This window comes from Veronia pacifica (genome assembly GCF_001707825.1).
Taxonomy (GTDB): Bacteria; Pseudomonadota; Gammaproteobacteria; order Enterobacterales; family Vibrionaceae; genus Veronia; species Veronia pacifica.
In genome coordinates this window covers 1-22,670 of record NZ_LYBM01000023.1, presented here as the reverse complement: position 1 = coordinate 22,670, position 22,670 = coordinate 1, and the positions used below count along the sequence as shown (strand labels likewise).

20 protein-coding genes are annotated in these 22,670 nt (G+C 47.6%); 15 read left to right on the top strand and 5 right to left on the bottom strand.

Annotation, left to right across the window (positions count from 1 at the left end; translation table 11 throughout):
* Positions 1-28 precede the first annotated feature (28 nt).
* Positions 29-1,912 (top strand): argininosuccinate lyase, encoded by a 1,884-nt coding sequence (argH, locus tag A8L45_RS12940; protein ID WP_068902918.1) that lies wholly within the window; start codon positions 29-31, stop codon positions 1,910-1,912.
* Here argH and A8L45_RS12935 read toward each other — a convergent pair.
* The 3 genes from A8L45_RS12935 to A8L45_RS12925 all read right to left on the bottom strand — a co-directional run bounded on the left by A8L45_RS12935 (position 1,909) and on the right by A8L45_RS12925 (position 4,577).
* Positions 1,909-2,181, bottom strand: a complete 273-nt coding sequence (locus tag A8L45_RS12935; RefSeq protein ID WP_068903024.1) for a DUF3624 domain-containing protein — start codon at positions 2,179-2,181, stop codon at positions 1,909-1,911. The genes argH and A8L45_RS12935 overlap by 4 nt on opposite strands.
* A gap of 87 nt (positions 2,182-2,268) precedes the next feature.
* Positions 2,269-3,720: a dihydrolipoyl dehydrogenase gene (locus tag A8L45_RS12930; RefSeq protein ID WP_068902916.1), complete on the bottom strand. Its 1,452-nt coding sequence runs from the start codon at positions 3,718-3,720 to the stop codon at positions 2,269-2,271.
* Positions 3,721-3,845: 125 nt separating this feature from the next.
* Positions 3,846-4,577, bottom strand: a complete 732-nt coding sequence (locus A8L45_RS12925) for a glutathione peroxidase (RefSeq protein ID WP_068902914.1) — start codon at positions 4,575-4,577, stop codon at positions 3,846-3,848.
* Positions 4,578-4,713: 136 nt separating this feature from the next.
* Here A8L45_RS12925 and oxyR point away from each other — a divergent pair, with 136 nt between their 5' ends.
* Positions 4,714-5,619 (top strand): DNA-binding transcriptional regulator OxyR, encoded by a 906-nt coding sequence (oxyR, locus tag A8L45_RS12920; RefSeq protein WP_068902912.1) that lies wholly within the window; start codon positions 4,714-4,716, stop codon positions 5,617-5,619.
* Positions 5,620-5,665: 46 nt separating this feature from the next.
* Here the strand turns inward: oxyR and A8L45_RS12915 are convergent, their stop codons facing one another.
* On the bottom strand, positions 5,666-8,197 hold the full coding sequence (locus tag A8L45_RS12915; protein ID WP_068902910.1) for a penicillin-binding protein 1A: 2,532 nt from the start codon (positions 8,195-8,197) through the stop codon (positions 5,666-5,668).
* 143 nt (positions 8,198-8,340) lie between these two features.
* Here A8L45_RS12915 and pilM point away from each other — a divergent pair, with 143 nt between their 5' ends.
* The 9 genes from pilM to A8L45_RS12870 all read left to right on the top strand — a co-directional run bounded on the left by pilM (position 8,341) and on the right by A8L45_RS12870 (position 16,966).
* On the top strand, positions 8,341-9,276 hold the full coding sequence (pilM, locus tag A8L45_RS12910; protein ID WP_068902908.1) for a type IV pilus biogenesis protein PilM: 936 nt from the start codon (positions 8,341-8,343) through the stop codon (positions 9,274-9,276).
* The gene (locus A8L45_RS12905; protein WP_068902906.1) at positions 9,266-9,850 is read left to right on the top strand and encodes a PilN domain-containing protein; all 585 of its coding nucleotides are present in this window, start codon (positions 9,266-9,268) and stop codon (positions 9,848-9,850) included. Before pilM ends, A8L45_RS12905 begins: the two co-directional genes overlap by 11 nt.
* Positions 9,843-10,430 (top strand): type IV pilus inner membrane component PilO, encoded by a 588-nt coding sequence (locus A8L45_RS12900; RefSeq protein WP_068902903.1) that lies wholly within the window; start codon positions 9,843-9,845, stop codon positions 10,428-10,430. Before A8L45_RS12905 ends, A8L45_RS12900 begins: the two co-directional genes overlap by 8 nt.
* Positions 10,427-10,942 carry a pilus assembly protein PilP gene (locus A8L45_RS12895; RefSeq protein WP_083228330.1) on the top strand — a complete coding sequence of 172 codons (516 nt, stop codon included), beginning with the start codon at positions 10,427-10,429 and terminating at the stop codon, positions 10,940-10,942. The genes A8L45_RS12900 and A8L45_RS12895 overlap by 4 nt, the downstream gene beginning before the upstream one ends.
* Positions 10,943-10,972: 30 nt before the next feature.
* Entirely contained in the window at positions 10,973-12,394 is a 1,422-nt protein-coding gene (locus A8L45_RS12890) for a type IV pilus secretin PilQ (RefSeq protein ID WP_068902901.1), read from the top strand.
* Positions 12,395-12,552: 158 nt separating this feature from the next.
* On the top strand, positions 12,553-13,071 hold the full coding sequence (aroK, locus tag A8L45_RS12885; protein ID WP_068902900.1) for a shikimate kinase AroK: 519 nt from the start codon (positions 12,553-12,555) through the stop codon (positions 13,069-13,071).
* A gap of 21 nt (positions 13,072-13,092) precedes the next feature.
* On the top strand, positions 13,093-14,169 hold the full coding sequence (gene aroB, locus A8L45_RS12880) for a 3-dehydroquinate synthase (protein WP_068902897.1): 1,077 nt from the start codon (positions 13,093-13,095) through the stop codon (positions 14,167-14,169).
* A 12-nt stretch (positions 14,170-14,181) separates the two neighbouring features.
* Positions 14,182-16,047 carry an AAA family ATPase gene (locus tag A8L45_RS25310; protein WP_068902895.1) on the top strand — a complete coding sequence of 622 codons (1,866 nt, stop codon included), beginning with the start codon at positions 14,182-14,184 and terminating at the stop codon, positions 16,045-16,047.
* 88 nt (positions 16,048-16,135) lie between these two features.
* Positions 16,136-16,966, top strand: coding sequence for a Dam family site-specific DNA-(adenine-N6)-methyltransferase (locus tag A8L45_RS12870; protein ID WP_068902893.1), 831 nt, complete (start codon positions 16,136-16,138; stop codon positions 16,964-16,966).
* Positions 16,967-16,969: 3 nt separating this feature from the next.
* Here the strand turns inward: A8L45_RS12870 and A8L45_RS12865 are convergent, their stop codons facing one another.
* Positions 16,970-17,167, bottom strand: a complete 198-nt coding sequence (locus tag A8L45_RS12865) for a DUF2970 domain-containing protein (RefSeq protein ID WP_068903020.1) — start codon at positions 17,165-17,167, stop codon at positions 16,970-16,972.
* A gap of 171 nt (positions 17,168-17,338) precedes the next feature.
* Here A8L45_RS12865 and rpe point away from each other — a divergent pair, with 171 nt between their 5' ends.
* From rpe to A8L45_RS12845, 4 genes are all read left to right on the top strand, one after another.
* On the top strand, positions 17,339-18,013 hold the full coding sequence (rpe, locus tag A8L45_RS12860) for a ribulose-phosphate 3-epimerase (RefSeq protein WP_068902891.1): 675 nt from the start codon (positions 17,339-17,341) through the stop codon (positions 18,011-18,013).
* A gap of 16 nt (positions 18,014-18,029) precedes the next feature.
* A complete protein-coding gene (locus A8L45_RS12855) occupies positions 18,030-18,728 on the top strand; it encodes a phosphoglycolate phosphatase (RefSeq protein ID WP_068902889.1) in 699 nt (232 codons plus the stop codon).
* Between the two features lie 82 nt (positions 18,729-18,810).
* Positions 18,811-19,827 carry a tryptophan--tRNA ligase gene (gene trpS, locus A8L45_RS12850; protein WP_068902886.1) on the top strand — a complete coding sequence of 339 codons (1,017 nt, stop codon included), beginning with the start codon at positions 18,811-18,813 and terminating at the stop codon, positions 19,825-19,827.
* Positions 19,828-20,075: 248 nt separating this feature from the next.
* A partial coding sequence (locus A8L45_RS12845) for an ExeM/NucH family extracellular endonuclease (protein ID WP_068902884.1) occupies positions 20,076-22,670 on the top strand: 2,595 nt, incomplete at its 3' end.

Genomic DNA, 22,670 nt, shown 5'->3' with positions numbered 1-22,670 from the left:
AGAGTCGTAAGGTAAGGGAGAGGTAGCTATGGCGTTGTGGGGCGGACGGTTTACACAGGCAGCCGATACAAGATTCAAGCAGTTCAATGACTCTTTACGGTTTGATTACCGTTTAGCTGAGCAGGACATTGTTGGATCGATAGCCTGGTCGAAATCACTGCGTTCAGTCGGTGTGCTTACGGCGGCTGAGCAAAAGCAACTGGAACTGGCACTTAATGAGCTGAAGCTGTCGGTGATGGAAGATCCAGAGCAGATCCTCAAGTCAGATGCAGAAGATATCCATAGCTGGGTAGAGCAGCAACTGATTGACCGTGTCGGCGATTTAGGTAAGAAGCTACACACTGGTCGCTCGCGTAATGATCAGGTGGCTACCGATCTTAAACTCTGGTGTCGCCAACAGGGACAGCAATTATTGTTGGCGCTGGACAAACTGCAGGATCAACTGGTGACTGTGGCGTCTGAAAATCAGACAACAGTGTTGCCTGGCTATACCCATTTACAACGTGCTCAGCCAGTGACATTTGCTCACTGGTGTCTGGCATATGTTGAGATGTTTGAGCGTGATTACTCGCGTCTCAGCGATGCCATGAACCGTTTTGATACCTGTCCGCTTGGCTCCGGTGCTTTGGCGGGCACGGCGTACCCAATTGATCGTGAGGCTCTGGCACATAGCCTCGGTTTCCAGCGAGCAACCCGAAACAGTCTCGATTCTGTTTCTGATCGCGATCATGTGATGGAGCTGATGTCGGTGGCGTCTGTGTCTATGCTGCATCTCTCGCGGATGGCTGAAGATCTTATTTTCTACAACTCCGGCGAATCTAACTTTATCGAACTGGCGGACACAGTGACATCCGGTTCCTCTCTGATGCCACAAAAGAAAAACCCGGATGCACTGGAGCTGATTCGGGGTAAAACCGGCCGGGTCTATGGCGCGATGGCCAGTATGATGATGACGGTGAAGGCCTTGCCGCTTGCTTACAACAAAGACATGCAAGAAGACAAGGAAGGTCTGTTCGACGCGCTTGATACCTGGTTCGATTGTCTTGAAATGGCAACCTTGTGCTTTGAGGGAATTACTATCAATGCACAGCGTACACTGGAAGCCGCGATGCAGGGCTATTCAAATGCCACTGAATTGGCGGACTATCTGGTGGCTAAAGGGATTCCATTCCGTGAAGCCCACCATATCGTCGGTGTCGCGGTGGTAACTGCCATCGGTAAAAGCTGCGCATTGGAAGAGCTGTCATTGGATGAGATGAAAGCGTTCTCAGAGGTGATTGAGGACGATGTTTATCCCATTCTGACTATCGAATCCTGTCTGGAAAAACGCTGCGCTCTCGGTGGTGTTGCTTCTGATCAGGTGAGTTATGCCATCAGTGAAGCGGAAAAACGCCTTGAAAGTCGTTATTCGCCACAAATAAAAGTTCGTAATGCAAGGCTGACTGACATCGACGCCATCGAAAGCATGGTGGCTTATTGGGCGGAGCTGGGTGAGAACTTACCCCGTGAGCGGAATGAACTGGTTCGGAACATTGGTCTTTTTGCCGTGTCAGAGCATCAGGGCGAAGTGACAGGTTGTGGTTCACTCTATGTTTACGATTCAGGCCTTGCTGAGGTGCGCTCGTTAGGCATTGAAACCGGATGGCAGAATCAGGGGCAGGGCAGTGCCATGGTCGAATACCTGTTGAAAAAAGCCGACCGTATGGCGATCAAGCGGGTATTTGTATTAACGCGGGTGCCTGAATTCTTCACCCGCTTGGGCTTTGTGTCTACATCGAAGTCTTTGTTGCCTGAGAAAGTGATGAAAGATTGCGAAGTGTGTCCTCGCCTTCACGCCTGCGACGAGGTGGCACTTGAGTTTGTGTTTGAGCAGGATAAGCTGATCACAGCAGAAAGTCTGGCTGTCGGCTAAAGTCCGGACTCTTTATCTTCTGTTTTGTCTGAGTTGTATTTTTTGCGAAATGGATAGAGCAGCAGGTGAAGCATTAAAAGCCCAGCACTGGCGGTACCAGCAAACAGCAAGGCAATAGATTCAACACTGGTGGGTATGTCGCGGTACAGCCACCACCAAAGTGGCCAGATGAAGGCATTCATGACCACTAGCTGCACCATACATTGAGTGCAGCGACCGATTTTATCTGAAAATGAACCGAATCGACGGTCACAATATTGGCAGCTCATGTTAATACAATAAACTACAGATACGCTGTTCTGCAAAAAAGCCTCCAAACCGGAGGCTTTTTTGTTTGTGTCAGTAGCGCTTTACTTTTAGCAGCCGGGACCACAATCCAGACAGTGTTTGATCATTTCAGGACCAAGGTGCAGTTTGGCGTTCAGGTCGCGCAGTGCCGTGCGCACACCCTCCTCAATTACCGGATGATAGAAGGGCATATCCAACATCTGACTGATTGTCATCTGATTCTGGTGTGCCCAAGCCAGAAGGTGGGCAAGATGCTCTGCATTTGGGCCTATCATTTCAGCGCCAAGGAAGCGTCCGGTGCCTTGCTCCCCATAAACATGCAGTAGCCCTTTGTTGACCAACATGACTCTGGAGCGACCCTGACCTTCAAACGATACTGCACCAGTTTCAAAACAGCCGCAGGTACCAAGGCGCCCAGTGATCTCTTTGTAGCTCTCTCCAACCATAGCGATTTGCGGATCGGAAAATACAGCAGCGATTTTACTGCGGCGCAGTCCGGCGCGTATATCTGGGAAACGGCCTGCGTTGTCACCAGCAATACGTCCTTGATCAGCTGCTTCATGCAGCAGTGGGATTTGATTACTGGCATCTCCGGCGATGAAAATACTGGCGACACTAGTCTGCATAGTATGTGGATTAGCGACAGGCACGCCTCTGGCGTCACACTCTATACCCGTATTTTCGATATCCAGCTTATCAACATTCGGTCGGCGGCCTGTGGCAGCGAGCACATAGTCGACTTCGGCATGCTGCAACTCACCCTGTTTATCTTTATAGCGGATATGAACAGTATCGCCCTCGCGCACCATCTCTTCGACGCTGGCATTAGCATCCAGGTAAAATTCATCATTAAACGCGGAATCGGCGTACGCCATGATCTCAGGGTCAGTCAACGGGCCTACCTGACCACCTACACCAAACATCAGCACCTTGACGCCAAGGCGATGGAGTGCCTGTCCAAGTTCGATACCAATGACGCCGGGACCAAATACTGCAACTGATGAAGGCAAATCGTCCCAGTCGAAAACATCATCATTGATCACCAGACGATCGCCAAGGTGGTTCCACGCGGCAGGCCAACTTGGTCGCGATCCAGTGGCGATCACCACACGGTTGGCATTAATCTGGGTATGCTCGTCTACTTGCACTGTGTTGGCGTCAACAAATTTTGCATAGCCATAGACTTTGTCTTCCGCCGGGATGTCATCAACACCCTCAAGAACAAAACCGACAAAACGGTCGCGTTCACGTTTAACGCGATCCATCACCTCTCGACCATCAACACGGGTTTCTCCCTGCGGATAAACGCCGAAGCCCGGAGCTTTCTCAATATGATGAACGGCTTCAGCGGCTGCAATGAGCAGCTTGGAAGGCATGCAACCAACACGCGCACATGTAGTGCCAAACGGACCACCTTCCACCATTATTACACTATCAGTATGTGCTTTTGCAGCGCGGTAAGCGCCAAGACCTGCGGTGCCACCACCAATAACAAGGACGTCTCGGTTTATTGTTTTCATGGATGTCTCTGAACGGAAGATAAGTTTGATAAGACAGGGGTACTGACGTACCCCCTTAGAAGATGTGCCTATTGATGATAAGGCAGCTTCAACAAGTGTATGTGTGACGCTGGGTCACTCAACAGTCAGGCTAAGTGAAGATCCAGCTCTTCGCTTCCACCAATATACTTACCGCCGATAAATACCTGAGGAACCGTCGCTTTTCCGGTTACTGCACGCAGGCTAACTGTCGTTGCATCTTTACCTAAAATAATTTCTTCATACTGAAGACCCTTGTCGATCAGTGCCTGTTTGGCTTTGGCACAGAATGGACAGCCGGGTTTGCTAAACACAGTGATGGATTCCTGCAGTTTGTGTTCAGGAGCAATGTAAGCCAACATAGTGTCTGCATCAGATACTTTGAACGGGTCGCCCGGCTCGTTCGGTTCAATGAACATTTTTTCTACGATGCCATCACGAACCAACATGCTATAGCGCCATGAACGCAGACCAAAACCAATCTCATCTTTCGCTACGGCCATTTCCATGCCGCGAGTAAATTCAGCGTTACCGTCAGGGATAAAGGTAATATTTTCTGCATCCTGATCGGCTTTCCATGCATTCATTACAAACGTATCGTTGACTGAGACGCAAAGAATTTCATCTACGCCATGCTGCTTAAATACGGGTTGCAGCTCGTTGTAACGAGGCAGGTGCGTCGATGAACAGGTCGGTGTGAAAGCACCTGGCAAACTAAATACCACTACTGTTTTACCTGCAAACAGGTCATCAGTACTCACATTTGCCCAGCTGTCGCCCTGACGAATAGGAAAAGTAACATTAGGGATACGTTGACCTTCTTTCGACTGTAGATTCATTTGCTTACCTCAATCATTATTGTGTTTTTAAATCGGTCTTTCCGAAGAACTGAGTACATTATGTCTCAGTCTTCTTGATAGTCATAATCGTTATAATGCATACTTTCAATAGGTAATAACTATCAAAAGTGACGTAATGAATATCAGAGATCTGGAATACCTTGTTGCATTGTCAGAACATCAGCATTTCAGAAAAGCGGCTGAAGCCTGCTTTGTCAGTCAGCCGACCCTGAGTGGGCAGATCAGAAAACTGGAAACCGAGTTGGGTATTGCACTGCTGGAGCGAAACAGCAGACGGGTACTTTTTACCGATGCGGGCTTACGCCTTGTGAGTCAGGCGAGAAAAGTCCTGACTGAAGTCAGAGTACTGAAAGAAATGGCCAGTGAGCAAGGAGACAGTATGTCAGGGCCTTTGCATATTGGTTTTATTCCTACTGTCGGGCCCTATCTTCTGCCGTGTATTGTCCGTGAAATTAAATATCGCTTTCCTGACCTTGAGCTATTTTTGTACGAAGAACAAACCCATGAGTTAGTGCAGCGCCTTGAGGAGGGAAAGATTGACTGCGCAGTGCTGGCATCGGTCAGAGAAACGTCACATCTTATAGAACTGCCACTTTACAATGAGCCCATGTGGTTAGCAGTGCCAGAAAATCATCAGTGGGCCGAGAAACAAAATGTTCCCATGCAGCAATTAAGTGGGCAGTCTCTTTTGATGCTGGCTGATGGCCATTGCCTTCGCGATCAGGCCATGGGCTTTTGTTTTGCTGCGGGAGCTAATGACGATACCCGTTTTAAAGCGACCAGTCTGGAGACCGTTCGCAATATGGTAGCAGCGGGGAATGGAATGACGCTGATCCCTGAACTGGCAATTCCTCAATCTCGACGATCCAGCGGCGTGAGTTATTTGATGGCAACGGATCCGGTTCCGTCAAGAGAGATCAGCCTTGCCCATCGGCCGGGATCTCCACTGAGGGCCAGATACAAAAAGTTGGCTGAAGTGATCAGTGAATGCGTTAAATTGACACTTTCCGTCAGCGACTAAAAAAGGCGCGTATGCGCCTTTTTTAGTTATTGCAGTAGGAAGAAGACTAGAATAACTCTTCTTCTTCAGACTGCCCACCTGCTGCGGCCGCGGTGGCAGTATACTCTTTTGGCTCCGTACCTTTTGCAAAGTACTCGAACATACTGGTGTAGTCATTTTTTCGGGTAAGCAGTCCAGTAGTTCGGTCAATCCTGACTCTTACAATATCTGACGGCACAGATTTACGTTGCTTTGGCGTGTCTGCAAGCGCATCTTTCATGAAGTTTACCCAAGCCATCTGTGAGGTTTTAGCACCCGCCTCTCCACCACTGACCTGACTTTTGCCAAGATTTTTATTGTACGAGGTTCGGCCAAGTTTACGGCTCGGATCGTCAAACCCGACCCAGACAGCAGCAACCAGTCCCGGCCCGAAACCGACATACCAAGCATCTTTTACATCATTGGTGGTGCCAGTTTTGCCGCCAATGTCGTAGCGCTTCAATGAACGGGCTCTGAAGCCAGTGCCTAGCCAGCCTGTTCCTTTGTTCCAGTCACCACCGCCCCAGATATTGGCCTCCATCATTTCACGAACCAGAAAGGCATTCTGCTCAGTGATAACATGTGGCGCTTGTCTAGACACGCCAGCTGCCTCAGGCTCATCTGACGTCACTGGTGTTGCAATTATTGATGGCGTGTTCTCCGCTTTCTCATCTGCTGAGGCGTCGACAGTCTCTGTCGAGGCATCCTCTGGGCAGTTCTGACGGCAGATATAATCTGGTGTTGAGGTGTAAACAACATCACCAAACGAGTCCGCCACCTTATCGATAAGGAAAGAATTGAGATAATATCCACCATTGGCAAACACGCTGTAGCCTTGAGCCATCTGCAGTGGTGTCAGACTGCCAGCCCCCAACGCCAGAGCCTCTGCACGCGGCAGCTCATCATGTTTGAAGCCAAACCGGGTCAGGTAGTCGATAGTTTCGTCAAGACCGACACGACGCAACAGACGCACCGCCATTACGTTTTTCGACTTCGCCAGTCCCACTTTCATGCGGGTCAATCCCGTGTAAGTCGGCGGTGAGTTTTTAGGTCGCCATGCTGTTCCCTGACTTTGGTCCCAATGATTTATCGGCGCGTCATTGACCAAAGTAGCCAGTGTCATACCTCTGTCTATCGCTGCCGAATAGATAAATGGCTTGATGCTGGAGCCGACTTGGCGTACCGACTGAGTCGCACGGTTGAACTTGCTATGAACATAATTAAACCCGCCAACCAGTGCTTTTATCGCTCCATTTTCTGGGGAAACCGCGACAAAGGCAGTGTTGGCATCAGGTACCTGACTCAAGGTCCAGTTGTCATCTATTTTTCGGGTCCAGATCTGTTGACCCGCTGCCAGAATATCTGAAGCCTGTGATGGAGCAGGACCCTGCCGAGCATCTGTTTTGTATCTACGTGCCCACTTGATGCCATCCCAAGGAAGCGCAACAGTCTCACCTTTCTTGTTCACTACCGTTGCTGTTTTATCTTCTACTTTGGTGACAATAGCGGGTACGAGGTCGCCATATGTCGGCTGTTTAGAAAGATGATCTTTGATTTGTTCCGATGTCCAAGGCGTTGTTCCTTCCTTCCATAATGTTTTGACAGCACCGCGATAACCGTGTCTTTGGTCGTAATCGAGCAGGTTGTTTATTGCTGAAATCTGTGCGCTTTTCTGTAAGCGTGAATCTATAGTGAGGTAAACCTTACGGCCTGACTCATAGACTTCGTCACCGTATTGTTTAACCATCCAGGCACGGGCCATTTCGGCAACATAAGGGGCATAGAACTCAATTTTGGCACCGTGATACTTCGACATCACAGGTTCGCTTTTCGCCTGCTCGTACTCAGAACGGGTGATGAAGCCGACATCAAGCATGCGCGACAATACAACGTTTCTACGATTAGTCGCGCGTTCCACGGAACGGATTGGGTTTAACGATGACGGGGCTTTTGGTAATCCGGCAAGTACAGCCATCTCGCTTAGCGTGAGCTGATTCAGGGTTTTGCCGAAATATACTTGAGCGGCTGCACCCATACCAAAAGACCGATAACCGAGAGGGATTTTGTTTAGATATAACTCAAGAATCTCATCTTTGGTCAGCAGTTGTTCAATGTGAATGGCAATGAAGGCTTCTTTAATTTTTCGCATGATCTTCTTCTCATTCGTGAGGAAGAAGTTTCGTGCGACCTGCTGGGTGATAGTACTTGCCCCTTGTTTGGCGTGCCCCGAAATGGCAACAACAATCGCGGCGCGCAAAATACTTATTGGATCAACACCTGGGTGGTTATAGAAGCGTGCATCTTCGGTTGCAATAACAGCCTCAATAAGGTGCTGGGGCATATCTTCGATGTGGATCGGTATACGCCTTTTCTCACCAAATTGTGACAGTAACTTGCCGTCCGCACTGTAGACCTGCATCGGCGTCTGTAATTTGACGTCTTTCAATGTTGCGACATCAGGTAACTCCGGCTTCACGTAGACGTAAAAGCCAAAAATTGTTGTCACTCCAATAATTACGCAAAAAATTGCGAAGATGAGCAGCCGCTTTATGAACTTCACCTGATAATTCCCGTTACTTTTTTGTCGCACCGTAAATTTACATATTGGCAGTAGTATAAAGAGATGTGAGCAAAAAATAACGGCTCTCGAGGAGAAGTTTTAAAAAAATTATTAAATTCCGGGGCGAAGGGAATAAACGGATTATGTTTGGAAAAAAGGCTGCAATAGGAATTGAAATTGCCTCAAATAGAGCCCGGTTGGCTGTCATCCAGAAGAAAGGTGATAAATATCAGGTGAAAAAAATACGCTCTGTTGCCTATAACTCTGCTCGACCAGAAGTCGGTATTAAAGCTTTACAGCAGAGCGTTAAAAGGTATCTCGGTGCGTTTGGTATCGACAACCAAGTCCTGTCAGTTCGGGAAGGAGACGTTATCTTCAAGCGACTACCACTGGTGGATGCCGATACAGAAGATGAGAGCCATGCTCAAATTTGTCTGAAGTTGGCAGACAGCCTCGGTGTCCCGCTCGAGGAGTTACTATTTGATTATCAAATCCGTAAAGATCAAGGTGCTGTCGAGGCGTTTGCATGCAGGAAATCTGCACTCGAAAAAAAGATAAATGCGCTTACGCGCACCGGTTTTTCATTGTCTGTGCTCGATTTGAAACCTTATGCACTGATGAGACTTTATCAGTATCAAAGTGAGAAGGATTCTCCTCTGGCTTTGCCAATGCTGATAGATGTTGGTTATTCAAAAACACAGTTGTGCTTTTATCAGCCCCACCTGCATCTTTTTCACAGAGAAATCGCGTTTAGCACCGCGTCTGCGATCAATAGCGATGGCACAGTGAAAGATGAAATACTGACTCACTCGCTAGCGAATGAAATCCAGCGACAGTACCAATTGGCCGGCAGTCAACTGGCGGTTGATAGTGTTGGGGAGATTTGGCTATCCGGCCCTGTTGGTCACTTGGTCAATTGCGACCTGCTGTCATCTTTACTCAACAAGCAGGTTGACGTGTTCAATCCATTTGCTGGTTTTGAGATTAAAGACTCCGTGCTCTCATCTGAAGAGGAGTCAATGGGAGCCTTTGCAACGCCTTTGGGGTTGGCAATGAGGGGGTTAGCTGATGCTTCCTAGCCTTAATCTTCTCCCATGGCGCGAGATGCGCAGAGAGAAGCTCCGCAAACAATTTTTCACGTTACTTTCTGCTTACGGTGTGTTGGCGATTTGCATTGTATTTTCTTTATGGTTTTGGCTTTCCGGCCATCATGAAAAACAACAAGCACGGAACTCACTATTGCAGCAAGAAATCACGCTTCTTCGGGCCGAACTTAAAGCCTTTTCGGAGATAGATCGACAGAGAGAAATACTCGAGGAAAAAATCGGTCTGGTGGACAGCCTGCAGCAGCAGAGAAAAAATGTGGTGTCCCTTTTCAACTTAATACCTCAGGTTATTCCTCGCGGCGTCGCACTCAAGTCTGTCAACTTTCGCGATGGTCATGTCATCCTAGAGGGCATGGCTAAATCGGGTGCCTTAGTCTCTGAAATATTGAAAAATCTCGAGTCAAACCCCGATGTGAGGCAAGAAAAAGTACACTCGATCGATAGGAAGCAGGGTGCACTTTTTTTGACCAGTCATTTTCGCGTAACCTTTTACCTCCATTCATTTATCAAGCCCAAATTGGAGCAGGAGGATAAAAGCGATGGCTGACTGGCGTGATTTTGAATTAGAAGAGATCCCTGAGTGGTCTTCTACAGCTCAACATATCCTCCTTGGGCTTGGCGCTCTATCGTTGATAGGCCTGAGTATATTCTTCTTTCTCCTGCCTCTTTCTGATGAGATTAAACGGGAAGTAACAAACGAGGAAATACTAAAAGCGCAGTTTCGCACAACTGCTCAGCAAGTCGCTGCATTACCTGATGTGGATGAGCAAATTAAGACGTTGCAAAGTCACTATGATTATCTGAGTCGGCAATTGCCCAAAGAGCATGAAATGGCCTCGATGCTCAGCGACATTAATGAGATTGGTGTCGATCAGGGCCTGACGTTTGACAGGCTGGAGTTTCAGGATGAAAAGCGTGCTGGCTGGCTTTATGAAATACCTCTGACAATGAATATCAGTGGAGAATACGATTCACTGGGGTTATTCAATGAGGCAATCAGTCTGTTGCCCCGTATTGTTGCTCTTCAAGATTTTTCTTTGCGTCATGTTTCCCCTGAGGAATCGGACACTTTGACGTATTCAGTATCTGCGGTGACCTATCAGTTCATTGAGAGGGAGCAAGAATGATCAATCGTGTTCTCATAATCGGTAGTGTCGCAATCCTATCTGGTTGCCAATTTAGTAACGATTCAGACCTCAATACATTCATAGCTCAGACAAAAGCTGCAGCTAAAATCACAGCAACTCAGGTGCCAGAGTTGCCACGCTATCAAGCCGAGCTGTTTCAGTTGTCTGGTGTCAAAAATCCCTTTTTTGATTTTGAAACATCAGACGATGGCTCAGATGACACGGATATTTCTCAGTGCTGGCAGCCTGATTACGATGCTGAACTATATCCCTTGTCTGATTTCGATTTATCAGAACTTGCGTTTAAAGGTGTGATTGGTCAGAGCGATGCTCTTTGGGCGCTATTTGAAACCCCTGAAGGCGCAATTGCCCGAGTTGGAGCTGGAGATATTGTCGGTATCAACCATGGACGGATCAACAGCGTTCAGCGAGAGGAAATCGACATTACCGAGCAGTTGCCTGATGGAAAAGGGTGCTGGCAGGAAAAAAATACCAAGTTGGCTTTGAATTAACTGGAAGGCCCAGTAATAAGGATATCGTTAATGCTGTGCAGTTTTAGAAAGGGGGCCGTAGCGGGCTGTATTGTGTCTTCGTTGCTTTCGGCTCAGCCTGTGTTTGCGGAGGCTACCGATAGTAGTCAGCCCGGAATGACAGACTCAGTGGAAGTGGTGAAGAAGCCTGTTTACGATGTGAACCGACCTGTATCGCTCAATTTCCAGGATATTTCCGTTCGTAGCGTCCTTCAGGTTGTCGCTGAGATGAATGGTTTGAATCTGGTAGTAGCTGACAACGTCGAGGGTAACATTACCATTAAACTTGAAGATGTTCGTTGGTCGGAAGCTCTGAATATCATTCTTAAATCCAAAGGTTTGGATAAGCGACTGCACGGCAACGTACTTATGGTTGCTCCCAAGGCTGAGCTGGATGAGCAAGAGCGGTTGGCATTGGAATATCAACGCCAACAACGAGAACTGGCTTCATTGAGATCTGAAGTCATACAGATCAAATATGCAAATGCTCAGGAAGTCGCTGATTTATTGCAAGAAGATGAGAAGGGTGTGACGTTGCTGACGCCGAGGGGGAGTGTGTCAGTTGATGCGCGAACAAACACTCTGCTTATCAAAGATCTGTCAGAAAATATTGATGTTGTTAAGTCATTGATCAACACCATTGATATCCCAGTCAGTCAGGTTGAAATCGAGGCCCGCATCGTATCTGTAGATGAAGGAACTCTCGATGAGCTGGGTGTGCGCTGGGGGATCCTTAACAAAAATGGTCGGGCGACAGTTGGTGGTAGTATTGAAAGTAACATCTTCTGGGACAAGAATGATGGTATTGACTGGGGTGGCGACTCTGGCGAATCAATAGAGATTGATAGGATGATGAATGTCAATCTTGGTGCCGTCAGTGAAAAAGCGTCAAGTATTGCTTTTCAAGTTGCTAACTTGGGTAAAAACCTGTTGTTGGACTTAGAGTTGTCGGCCCTTGAATCAGAGACTAAAGCTGAAATTATCTCCAGCCCACGATTATTGGCGACCAATAATCGTCCCGCTTTTATCGAGCAGGGTGTCGAACTTCCCTATGTCGTAAAATCTGATGATGAAGTCAAAATTGCCTTTAAGAAGGCGGTACTTAGCCTCGAAGTATTACCCCAGATCACACCAGATGAGAAATTGGTACTGGATTTAACGGTGACTCAAGACAAAGTAGCGGGAGCCGTCCCTACGGGGGGTGGAGAAGCGATGGCCATCGATACCCAGCGTCTCAATACTCAGGTACTTGCGGAAAACGGTGAAACCATTGTTTTGGGTGGTATCTTCCAGCAACAAGTGACTAAAGGCGTGGAGAAAGTACCATTGTTGGGCGACATTCCACTGCTTGGATATTTGTTCCGTCGAGACTTTGAAAACATGTCTAAACGCGAGTTACTTATCTTTGTCACACCAAGAATCATGACTCAATGATGGCATTCTGGATAATTAATGTTGCCAAAAGCCCGCCAGACCTGAGATAATTTTCTGTCTGATCACGAAATATCTGTGAGGAATCTGGCGTCTCGGGCTTGCTATCATGAGCCTGCGGGCGGTGTTGTTTAAAATTAACTGCACGTAAATGGCTGAAAATGGCTGAAAAACGAAATATCTTTCTAGTAGGTCCGATGGGGGCTGGTAAAAGCACAATTGGACGACATCTGGCACAACAGCTGCACATGGAATTCTTCGACTCCGACACTGAGATTGAAGAACGTACAGGCGCTGACATTGCATGGGTGTTTGATGTCGAAGGTGAAGACGGTTTCCGTGTTCGTGAGGAAGGTGTCATCAATGACCTGACCGAGAAACACGGTATTGTTCTGGCAACCGGTGGTGGCTCAATCAAGAGCAGAGAGAGCCGAAACCGTCTCTCAGCCCGGGGTATCGTTGTTTATCTTGAAACAACAATCGAAAAGCAACTGGCCCGGACTCAACGTGATAAGAAGCGTCCACTTCTTCAAACGGATGAGCCGAGAGAGGTGCTTGAATCTCTCGCGGCGGAGCGCAACCCACTTTACGAAGAAGTGGCTGACTTCGTTGTTCGCACGGATGATCAAAGTGCGAAAGTCGTAGCAAACCAAATTATTGATTTGCTCGAAAAACACTAAAATATGACGTAAAGGAATAGCATGGAAAGGATTGACGTAAAACTGGGCGACAGAAGCTACTGTATTTCTATCGGCTCAGGACTTCTTGGACAGCCAGAGTTATTTGCTGGAACGGAGGGACGTCAGGTGGTGGTTATCACCAACGAAACCATTGCACCTCTGTACGCATACTTTTTCATCAATACGTTAAAACGGGCCGGTGCCAAGCCGGCTCTGTTGGTTCTCCCTGATGGTGAACAGTACAAATCACTGGAAACCTTCAACACTATTCATACCTTCCTTCTTGAAGGTAATTACGGCCGCGACGCGCTTATTATTGCACTCGGCGGCGGCGTTATCGGCGATGTTGTCGGCTTTGCCGCAGCGAGTTATCAGCGTGGCGTCGATTACATCCAAATTCCAACCACACTGCTTGCGCAGGTTGACTCGTCAGTTGGCGGTAAGACGGCGGTAAATCACCCTCTAGGTAAAAATATGATAGGGGCCTTTTACCAACCTAAAGCAGTGTTTATTGATACTGATGTGCTCAAGACATTACCTCAACGAGAATTTGCTGCTGGAATGGCTGAAGTCATTAAATACGGCATTATCGCAGATGGTGAGTTCTTTAACTGGCTTGAAGAGCATCATCAGGCGCTGAATGAGCTGCAATACCAGCCTTTAGTAACGGCAATTAGGCGTTGCTGTGAAATAAAAGCAGACGTTGTGGCAGCAGATGAAAAAGAATCTGGCGTTAGAGCTCTACTCAATCTTGGTCATACTTTCGGTCATGCCATCGAAGCTGAGATGGGATACGGCAATTGGTTACACGGAGAAGCTGTGTCTGCTGGAACTGTGCTGGCCGCCAAAACTGCGTTGCGTCAACAACTGGTTGTTCAGGAAGATGTTAACCGTATCACTGCATTACTTGAAAATGCGCAACTTCCCGTGAAAGCTCCGTCAAGCATGGACTATGATGCATTTATCAAGCATATGATGCGAGATAAGAAAGTGCTTTCCGGGCAGCTCCGTCTGGTTCTTCCGACCTCTGTTGGCAGTGCTCAAGTTGTTGCAGATGTGACCCCCGAAACGCTTGCTGAGGTTATCACGGCCGGTTAAGCGTACTTATGTATGACAAATACCAATGAAATGACATCACTTGAGCTGGATAGTCAGGTCCAGCTTTTGTCGAGAATACAGTTCCTTACTCGTTTCAGCTCGAATCTACTAAAAATCGCTGGCGAAACGGGCTCAGGCAAGAGCTGGCTCAGTGAGCGGTATCTTGAGAGCTGGGCGAGTGAACCCGTTCAGGCACTGTTGATATGTAACCAACAGCAAAAAGAACATCAACATCGGTCTTTCATCCTCAGCCAGTTGGCGAGGGATGTAGTCTTCAATGAGCATGACTCTCTGTTGCAGAGCTTGCAGCACATGATTGAAGACCGAAGTTGTCACTTGCTGGTAGTTATTGATGATGCACATTTATTGAGTGATACTCTGGTTGGCGAGCTTTGGGCCGTCGTGCAGGAAGCACAACAACGACAAAACTGGCAAATAAATGTGTTGTTGTTTGGTGAAGTAGGAAAACTGACGGGCGAATTTGCCCGTTTTTCAACAACTCAGGGTGTAAGCCCCTTGACGCTAGAGATCTCTCCATTATCTGATAGTGAACGGGATATGTTCATTGACGTGATGATGATTAATCGTCAGTTGGATGCTTCTCAACGCAGAAAAATTCGACAAGACGCGCAATCTCTGCCTTCGATACCTGGAGCGTTAAAAGGACTTGGTCGACAGGAGACAACTGCAATGAAAGACAACAAAGACACCCCGCTGTGGCCTTTGATGATACTGGCTCTCTTTCTGATTGTGATTGGTGCAGGTGCAGTATGGTGGTTCTGGCCCCAACCTGAGCAGGAACAGAAAAATAATGCACTTATCCCTCAGGGTATTGATGAGCTGACTGCTTTTGTTGAAAAACTGAATCAGACAAACAATTCATCTTCTGGAAACAATCAACAAAACGACGCATTACAGAATGCTCAAGATACTGCCGACCAGACGCCAGACGCCTCAGGAAATACGGTTTCTCGATCCGACGATTCTTCAGTCAATCGCGCTGGTGGCGAGGGACAAACCGTTGGCCGTCAGACGGATACAACAGGAACCCTGTCGGTCTCAAATCCGACGTCAGCCAGCCAGGAAAATACAGCTACTACCGGAAATAATACTGCGTCATCCGGCACACTCGATGCGACAACCACCGGGATTGGTCTTGCGGTAGGAAGTGGGCAGACATCGTCTGGCAATATTGGTTTAGCGGGAAGCTCTGGTAATTACACCAGCCAAAGTGGCGGCGTTACCAGTAGCGGTGCCATTGTTACCTCCCCTGGTGAGCAAGGGACTGTTCGCAGAGAAGCCGTTTATGTCAGTGCCGATCAACAGTCAGACGACAATGCCGAGTTACCGCCTCAACTGGCACTCGAGGGTGTCACCGTCGGGACTGGAGGTGATCAAAACAAACGTATCGTCGTTCCAGATCTTGTTGTGGACGCCATCATTGACCAACAGGCTGCTGGAAGTGACGGCACCTCTGCCGTGAATAACCTCCTACCTGAGCTTGCCAATGCAGTGAGAGATGACGTTACGCAAAATCAGAATACATCGGTCAGACCTGTTCGTCAGGGGTTCTCAACCAAGCTATCCAATCAGGCATTGCTTACAGTTAATGACAACCGATACGCGCTTCAACTGGCAGCGCTACAGTCTCGTGAAGCCGTAGATAATTTTGTCACTGAATATAATTTGTCTGACAAAGTACGGGTATATGAGACCCGTCGAAATGGCGATCCATGGTTCATGGTATTGTTGGGCGACTACCCTAGTGTGAGTGAGGCGCGTAAGGCAGGACTGATATTGCCTGACGACATTCAGTCTCTCTCCCCTTGGGCGAAAGCGTTTAGTCAGATTCACCAAGAGATCCGGCGGGTTAATTAGCCTGCCGGGCGGATAAATAACGCTGATTGATGAACAAAAATAAGATACAATCCGCCACCCTTCGATTTGCTGTGGTGGACAGGCGTTAATGAAAAAGCATAGAGCCTTTTTAAAATGGGCTGGCGGAAAATATTCTCTCGTTGAAGATATCCGTAAGCACTTGCCTGATGCAAAAAAGTTGATTGAGCCTTTCGCGGGCGCTGGTTCTGTGTTTTTAAACACTGACTACGAGCAATACCGACTTGCAGATATCAATCCGGATTTAATCAATCTATACAACCTGCTAAAAGAAAAACCACACCCACTGATTGCAGATTGTAAAACCATGTTTACGCCCGAGTATAACCGTAAAGAGGCGTATCTTTCGGTTCGTGCTGAGTTTAATCAGACCGAGGACCCTTACCTGAGGTCTATCTACTTTCTTTATTTAAACCGCCATGGCTTTAACGGTTTGTGTCGGTATAACAAGAAAGGGGGATTTAATGTCCCCTTCGGTTCGTATAAAAAACCGTACTTCCCTGAAGCAGAGATGGAGTTTTTCTCGGAGAAAGCAAAGCGGGCTACGTTTGTCTGTGAAGGTTATCAGCAGAGTTTTTCCCATGCCAGAAAGGGCAGTGTTGTCTACTGTGACCCACCATATGCGCCGCTGTCGACAACGGCGAATTTCACTACATACTCCAGTGGTGGATTTACCTTGGATGATCAGGCATTGCTTGCTGAGCATGCTGAAAAGGCAGCGATACACCGTGGTATTCCTGTGCTGATTTCAAATCATGACACGCCTCACACGCGTCGTCTCTATCGCGGTGCAAAGTTGAGCGTGGTAAAAGTGAAGCGAACTATCAGCCGAAATGGCGGGGGTAGAAACAAGGTCGATGAGCTACTTGCGCTTTTCAACGCGATAGATACAGAGGCATGATCCTCAGGAAGGCGCAATCAGTGACACGATAGTGATAAGGCCTACCACGAACAAAGCGACAGCGATAAAACCGATAATGATGTAAGGCCACATACTGCTTTGGCTGAAATCTCGTTCCCTGTTCTTATCTGATTGAACGCCAAGGAGAGCTGCGAGTACGCTTTTCACAATATCCCACCAAGATGCTTTTTCCCTGTTCACAGCGTCATTTCCCCTTATCCTTGGTTTTTTAATTAGTTCGGCGATAAGCTGAGCCACAAAAATAAATCAGTGGAACTGATAGGACACCTGCTTTCATTCGGGTAAGATTTAGCCGTATCTGACACAGCAGGTGTTTCCAATTAGCCGAATTAGAACAACAGAGGCGTAAACATGAAGGATTTTCTTATTGCTCCGTCAATCTTATCTGCCGATTTTGCAAGGCTTGGTGAAGATGTTGACCGGGTATTGGCGGCGGGCGCGGATGTCGTCCACTTTGATGTGATGGATAACCACTATGTGCCAAACCTGACCTTTGGTGCGCCTATCTGTAAAGCCCTACGTGATTACGGTATCACAGCACCGATTGATGTGCATCTGATGGTCAAGCCTGTCGATCGCATCATTCCTGATTTTGCAAAAGCTGGCGCTAGCATGATCACTTTCCACGCTGAGGCGAGCGAGCACGTTGATCGTTCTCTTCAGTTAATTAAAGAGCATGGCTGTCAGGCTGGTTTGGTATTCAATCCCGCTACGCCTCTCCACTACCTTGACCATGTTATGGATAAACTGGATATGATTCTGCTGATGTCAGTCAATCCGGGATTTGGTGGACAATCTTTCATTCCTGGCACACTGGATAAGCTAAGAGAGGTTCGCCGCCGTATTGATGAAAGCGGACGAGACATTCGTCTGGAAATCGATGGCGGAGTAAAGGTGGACAACATCCGTGAAATTGCTGAGGCTGGTGCCGACATGTTTGTAGCAGGATCGGCAATTTTTGGTCAGCCAGATTATAAAACCGTCATTGATGAAATGCGCGCTGAGCTCAGCAAAGTGAACCTATAACGAGAGAAATACAGGAATGAACCCCAAATTCGATACAATCAGATACATCGCTTTTGATCTTGACGGTACCTTGGTCGACAGTGTGCCCGACTTGGCAGAAGCACTTCGAATGATGCTGGCTGATCTTGAACTACATACCGTTAGCAATGAGCAGGTGAAATGTTGGATTGGTAACGGTGCTGAAATTATGGTTAAACGTGCTCTGTCTCAGAGCATTGAAATTGATTCAGGCCTGTCTGATGAACTTTATCAGCGTGCCAGAGAAAGGTTCGACTTTCATTATGCGAACAATGGACACGACAGAACTGAAATTTTCCCAAAGGTCAAAGAGACGCTGACATCTCTGAAGGACAAGGGGTTTATGTTGGGACTGGTCACCAATAAACCTTATCAGTTTGTGCCTGAGTTACTTGAAGACCTTGCCCTAGACCATTTCTTCAGTGACGTCATCGGCGGTGGAACGCTGGCGACAAATAAGCCAGATCCGGAAGGGTTACACAGCTTGCGAGACAAACATGGATTACGCAACGAACACATGATGATGGTGGGCGACTCACGCAACGATATTCAGGCGGCAAAGAATGCTGGTATTGCCTCTTTCGGCCTAACTTACGGTTACAACTATGGCGAGCCTATCAGTGACAGTGCACCTGATCACGTGGCAGATCACTTTGAGCATCTATTGACGGTTCTCAGCGATACAAAAACAGCGTAAATTACCCCTTCTACTTCTTTGACATGTTTACTGTCGGCCACGTGTGCCGACAGTTACTTTACCTACAGGAAAATACTGCATCATGAGTGATTCATCCTCTCAGCCTATTGTGCTCAGTGGCGTTCAGCCTTCCGGTGAACTTAGTATCGGCAACTATATGGGAGCACTGCGTCAGTGGGAACAGATGCAGGATGACTACAATTGCCAGTATTGTATCGTTGATCTCCACGCGATCACTGTCCGTCAGGATGCAAATACCCTGCGTGAGGCAACACTGGATGCGCTGGCACTCTGCCTTGCAGTAGGTGTGAGCCCGGAGCGAAGCAACCTGTTTGTTCAGTCCCATGTGCCAGAACATGCGCAACTTGGTTGGGTATTGAATTGTTATACACAGATGGGTGAACTTAACCGCATGACGCAGTTTAAGGATAAATCTGCCCGTCATGCCGAAAACATCAATGCGGGTTTGTTCAGTTATCCTGTGCTGATGGCCGCGGATATTCTGCTGTATCAGGCTAATCAAGTGCCTGTTGGTAACGACCAGAAACAACACCTTGAGTTGGCTCGCGATATTGCGCATCGCTTTAACAATCTGTACGGCGATACTTTTGTAGTGCCTGAACCTTACATACCGCCTGTTGGAGCGCGGGTAATGAGCTTGCAGGATCCATTGAAAAAAATGTCAAAGTCAGACGATAACCGTAATAACGTTATCGGTCTGCTCGAAGATCCCAAAGCTATCGTGAAGAAAATAAAGCGAGCGGTGACTGACTCTGATGAGCCGCCACGCGTTATTTTTGATATCGAGAATAAACCTGGCGTTGCTAACTTGATGGGGCTTATGTCTGGTGTTACCGGAAAGACATATGCTGAAATTGAAGCTGAATATGCGGATAAAATGTATGGTCATCTGAAAAAGGATACTGCAGACGCCGTCGTCGCCATGCTGGAACCTTTACAGGCCAGATATAAAGAATTCCGCGCTGATCGCGCTTACCTCGATAGTGTAATGAAGGTAGGGGCAGAAAAAGCATCTGCTCATGCTGCACGCACGCTAAAAAAAGTGTATGAAGCTGTCGGCTTTGTGGCTCGCCCCTAACAGGATACAGCACATATCACATAAATTTTGATATAGCAGTGGTTTATACCACTGCTTTTTTTGTCTCATACGAAACAAATGTTGCTATATTTGACTAAAAGTTAAAATTAAAACGTGGAAGCGATATCTAGGATCTTTACTCAAATCTTATGAAACTACCCCCTCATGTGCGTTTGATCACCTTAATTTAATGTTCACTTGGTAAATAATTCGCAAGTTTTATGACCAATGGCACAAAAGGAGCCGACATGAACATTGCGAAAAAGAGCTTTCTTGCTCTTGCTGTCAGCGCATCGCTAAACGCTACTGCACATGCCGAATTATTCATTTCTGAATATGTGGAGGGTTCAGCCAACAATAAGGCGATTGAGATCACTAATCGCTCCGATCAAGCCGTTAACCTTGACGATTGGGCGATTAAGTTAGCTAACAACGGAAACACCAATTATTCCAAAAGCGTTTCACTTTCCGATGTGTTGGAGTCTGGGAAAAGCCTAGAGCCCGGTAAAAGCCTTGTTGTCGCATATACTAAAGCCAATGAACCACTCAAAGGTCTCGCTAATTCACTCTCAAGCCAACTGAACTTCAATGGCAATGACGTAGTCGCCCTTACTCATAATGAAAAGGTTGTTGATAGCCTTGGTAAGCTGGGTAGCAACGAATATTTTGGTAGAGATAAAACGTTAAGACGTAAATTGGGCACTACGGGTCGTGAAGATATAACATCCGATTTTGACCCTTCTGTCGACTGGGAAAGCTCTACTAAAGATACCTTCAGTGGTCTTGGTTGCGATGGACTCGCTGCCTGTTCAGACCCAGAGCCCAAGCCTGTTTTTAGTTGCGGTGATGAAAATCGCACACCTATCTATGAGGTTCAGGGCGATGGCGCAAGCAGCCCTCTGGTACCTGCAGGTAAATATGAGAGCGTAGAAGATTACTATGTTGAAGGTGTTGTCACGGCGGTGACGACAGGTTTATACAAAGGTTTTTGGCTTCAGGACCCTCAAGGTGACAATAATGATGCCACTTCCGATGGCATTTTTGTTTTGTCCAAAAGTGTTGAAGGGCTGACAGCAGGCAGTCTTGTTTGTGCTGCTGGTAAGGTCAAAGAGTTCTATGGCTTTACTCAACTTGACGCAAAAGATACCCAATGGGAGTTTCTCGGTGACGCAACGCTTCCTTCTCTGACACCCATTCGAGTGCTGGAAAACGAGTCTCTTACAGATGCGCTAGAGCGTTACGAAGGTATGCTGGTAAAACTAGATACGGATTCTGATCTGGTAGTCACACGTAATTTTGGCTTCGACTATGATTCAAAACGCAACAACATGGTGTTGTCTTATCAAAAGCCACTGGTTAAACCCACACAATTACATCCTGCTGGCTCTCTGGGCACCGATATGCTGGCTAAAAGTAACGCAGAAAATCGCCTCTACGTCGAATCTGACCAGAAAGCACCAAATGGTAAAATTCCGTATTTCCCGGAGCTTGATGCCGAACAAGGTTATATCCGAATTTTTGATCGGGTCGAAAACCTAGAGGGTGTACTTGGTTTTAGCTTTCGAGAATTCCGCCTTGTTCCAACCAACTCTGTGTCGCCAGCAGATTTCGTTCATCAAAAAGACCGCACTGATGCACCGACAGTGGTTGATGGCAGCAACCTCAAAGTTGCGAGCTTTAATGTACTGAACTATTTCACCAGTCACAGCGATATCGGTGGCGACCTCAACCCCATGTGTAAAGATCAGGCCGATGCTGATGCTAGTAGAGGTTGTAACCGTGGTGCGAAAAGAGCTGATGAGTTTGCTATGCAGCGTGACAAAATCGTCAATGCAATGCTGGCAATAGATGCTGATATTTTGGGCTTGATGGAAGTTGAGAATAACGGCTTTGGTGATAAGGGAGCGTTGGCTGACCTGGTCAATACGTTGAACTCTCGTATCGCGGACAGCGACAAGCACTATGCGATGGTAACGCCTGAAACCGCCGACCTCAAAGACGGTAAATTTCTGGGCAGTGATGCCATCATGGTGGCATTCATTTACCGACCCGCCAAAGTATCTCTCGCCGGAGCTGCAAGTGTAGTGCGGATGCCAGAGCAACACATTGAGGGTGAAAATCCAAAGGGTGAGACCGCTCAGCATGACAAATATCAGCGGGATTCGTTACTTCAAACTTTCAATATGCCTGGTGAACAAACCCTTTCAATTGTGGTGAACCATCTCAAGTCTAAAGGCTCGGGCTGCTATGAGGATTGGGTGGCTGGCGAGTTTGAGTCTGACCCGGCTGATCTTCAGGGACGATGCAACGAGTTTCGTGTTTCCGCAACAGAAACACTGGGCAAAGCGTTGCAAGACCTCTCGGGCGACGTTCTGGCATTAGGTGACTTCAATGCCTATGCACAGGAAGACCCAATGCGTGTGCTGACCAACTACGATGCCACGAATGAGGAGCGCAAGATTGTCACTGCTGCTGGTACCTCGATACAGGGCAAGGTGATGGATGAAGTCGCACGGGAAGTCGGGGATGGCTTCGGGTACACCAATCTCGCAACGGCATTTGCTGGCGAAGAAGCCTTCTCATACAGCTTTGATGGCGAGCTGGGTAGTTTGGATCATGCCTTGGGCAACAATAGCCTAAAAGAGAAGGTGGTTGCTGTTGAAGACTGGCATATCAACTCGGTTGAAAGCACATTGTTTGAATATCCAAGCCGCTATACTGGCGACTTAGTAAAATCTGATAATGCCTTTTCGTCGTCAGACCATGACCCTGTGATTATCAGCCTTAATTATGAGTCTGATGACGGCAACGACGACGGAAACGATGACGGCAGCGACGACGGC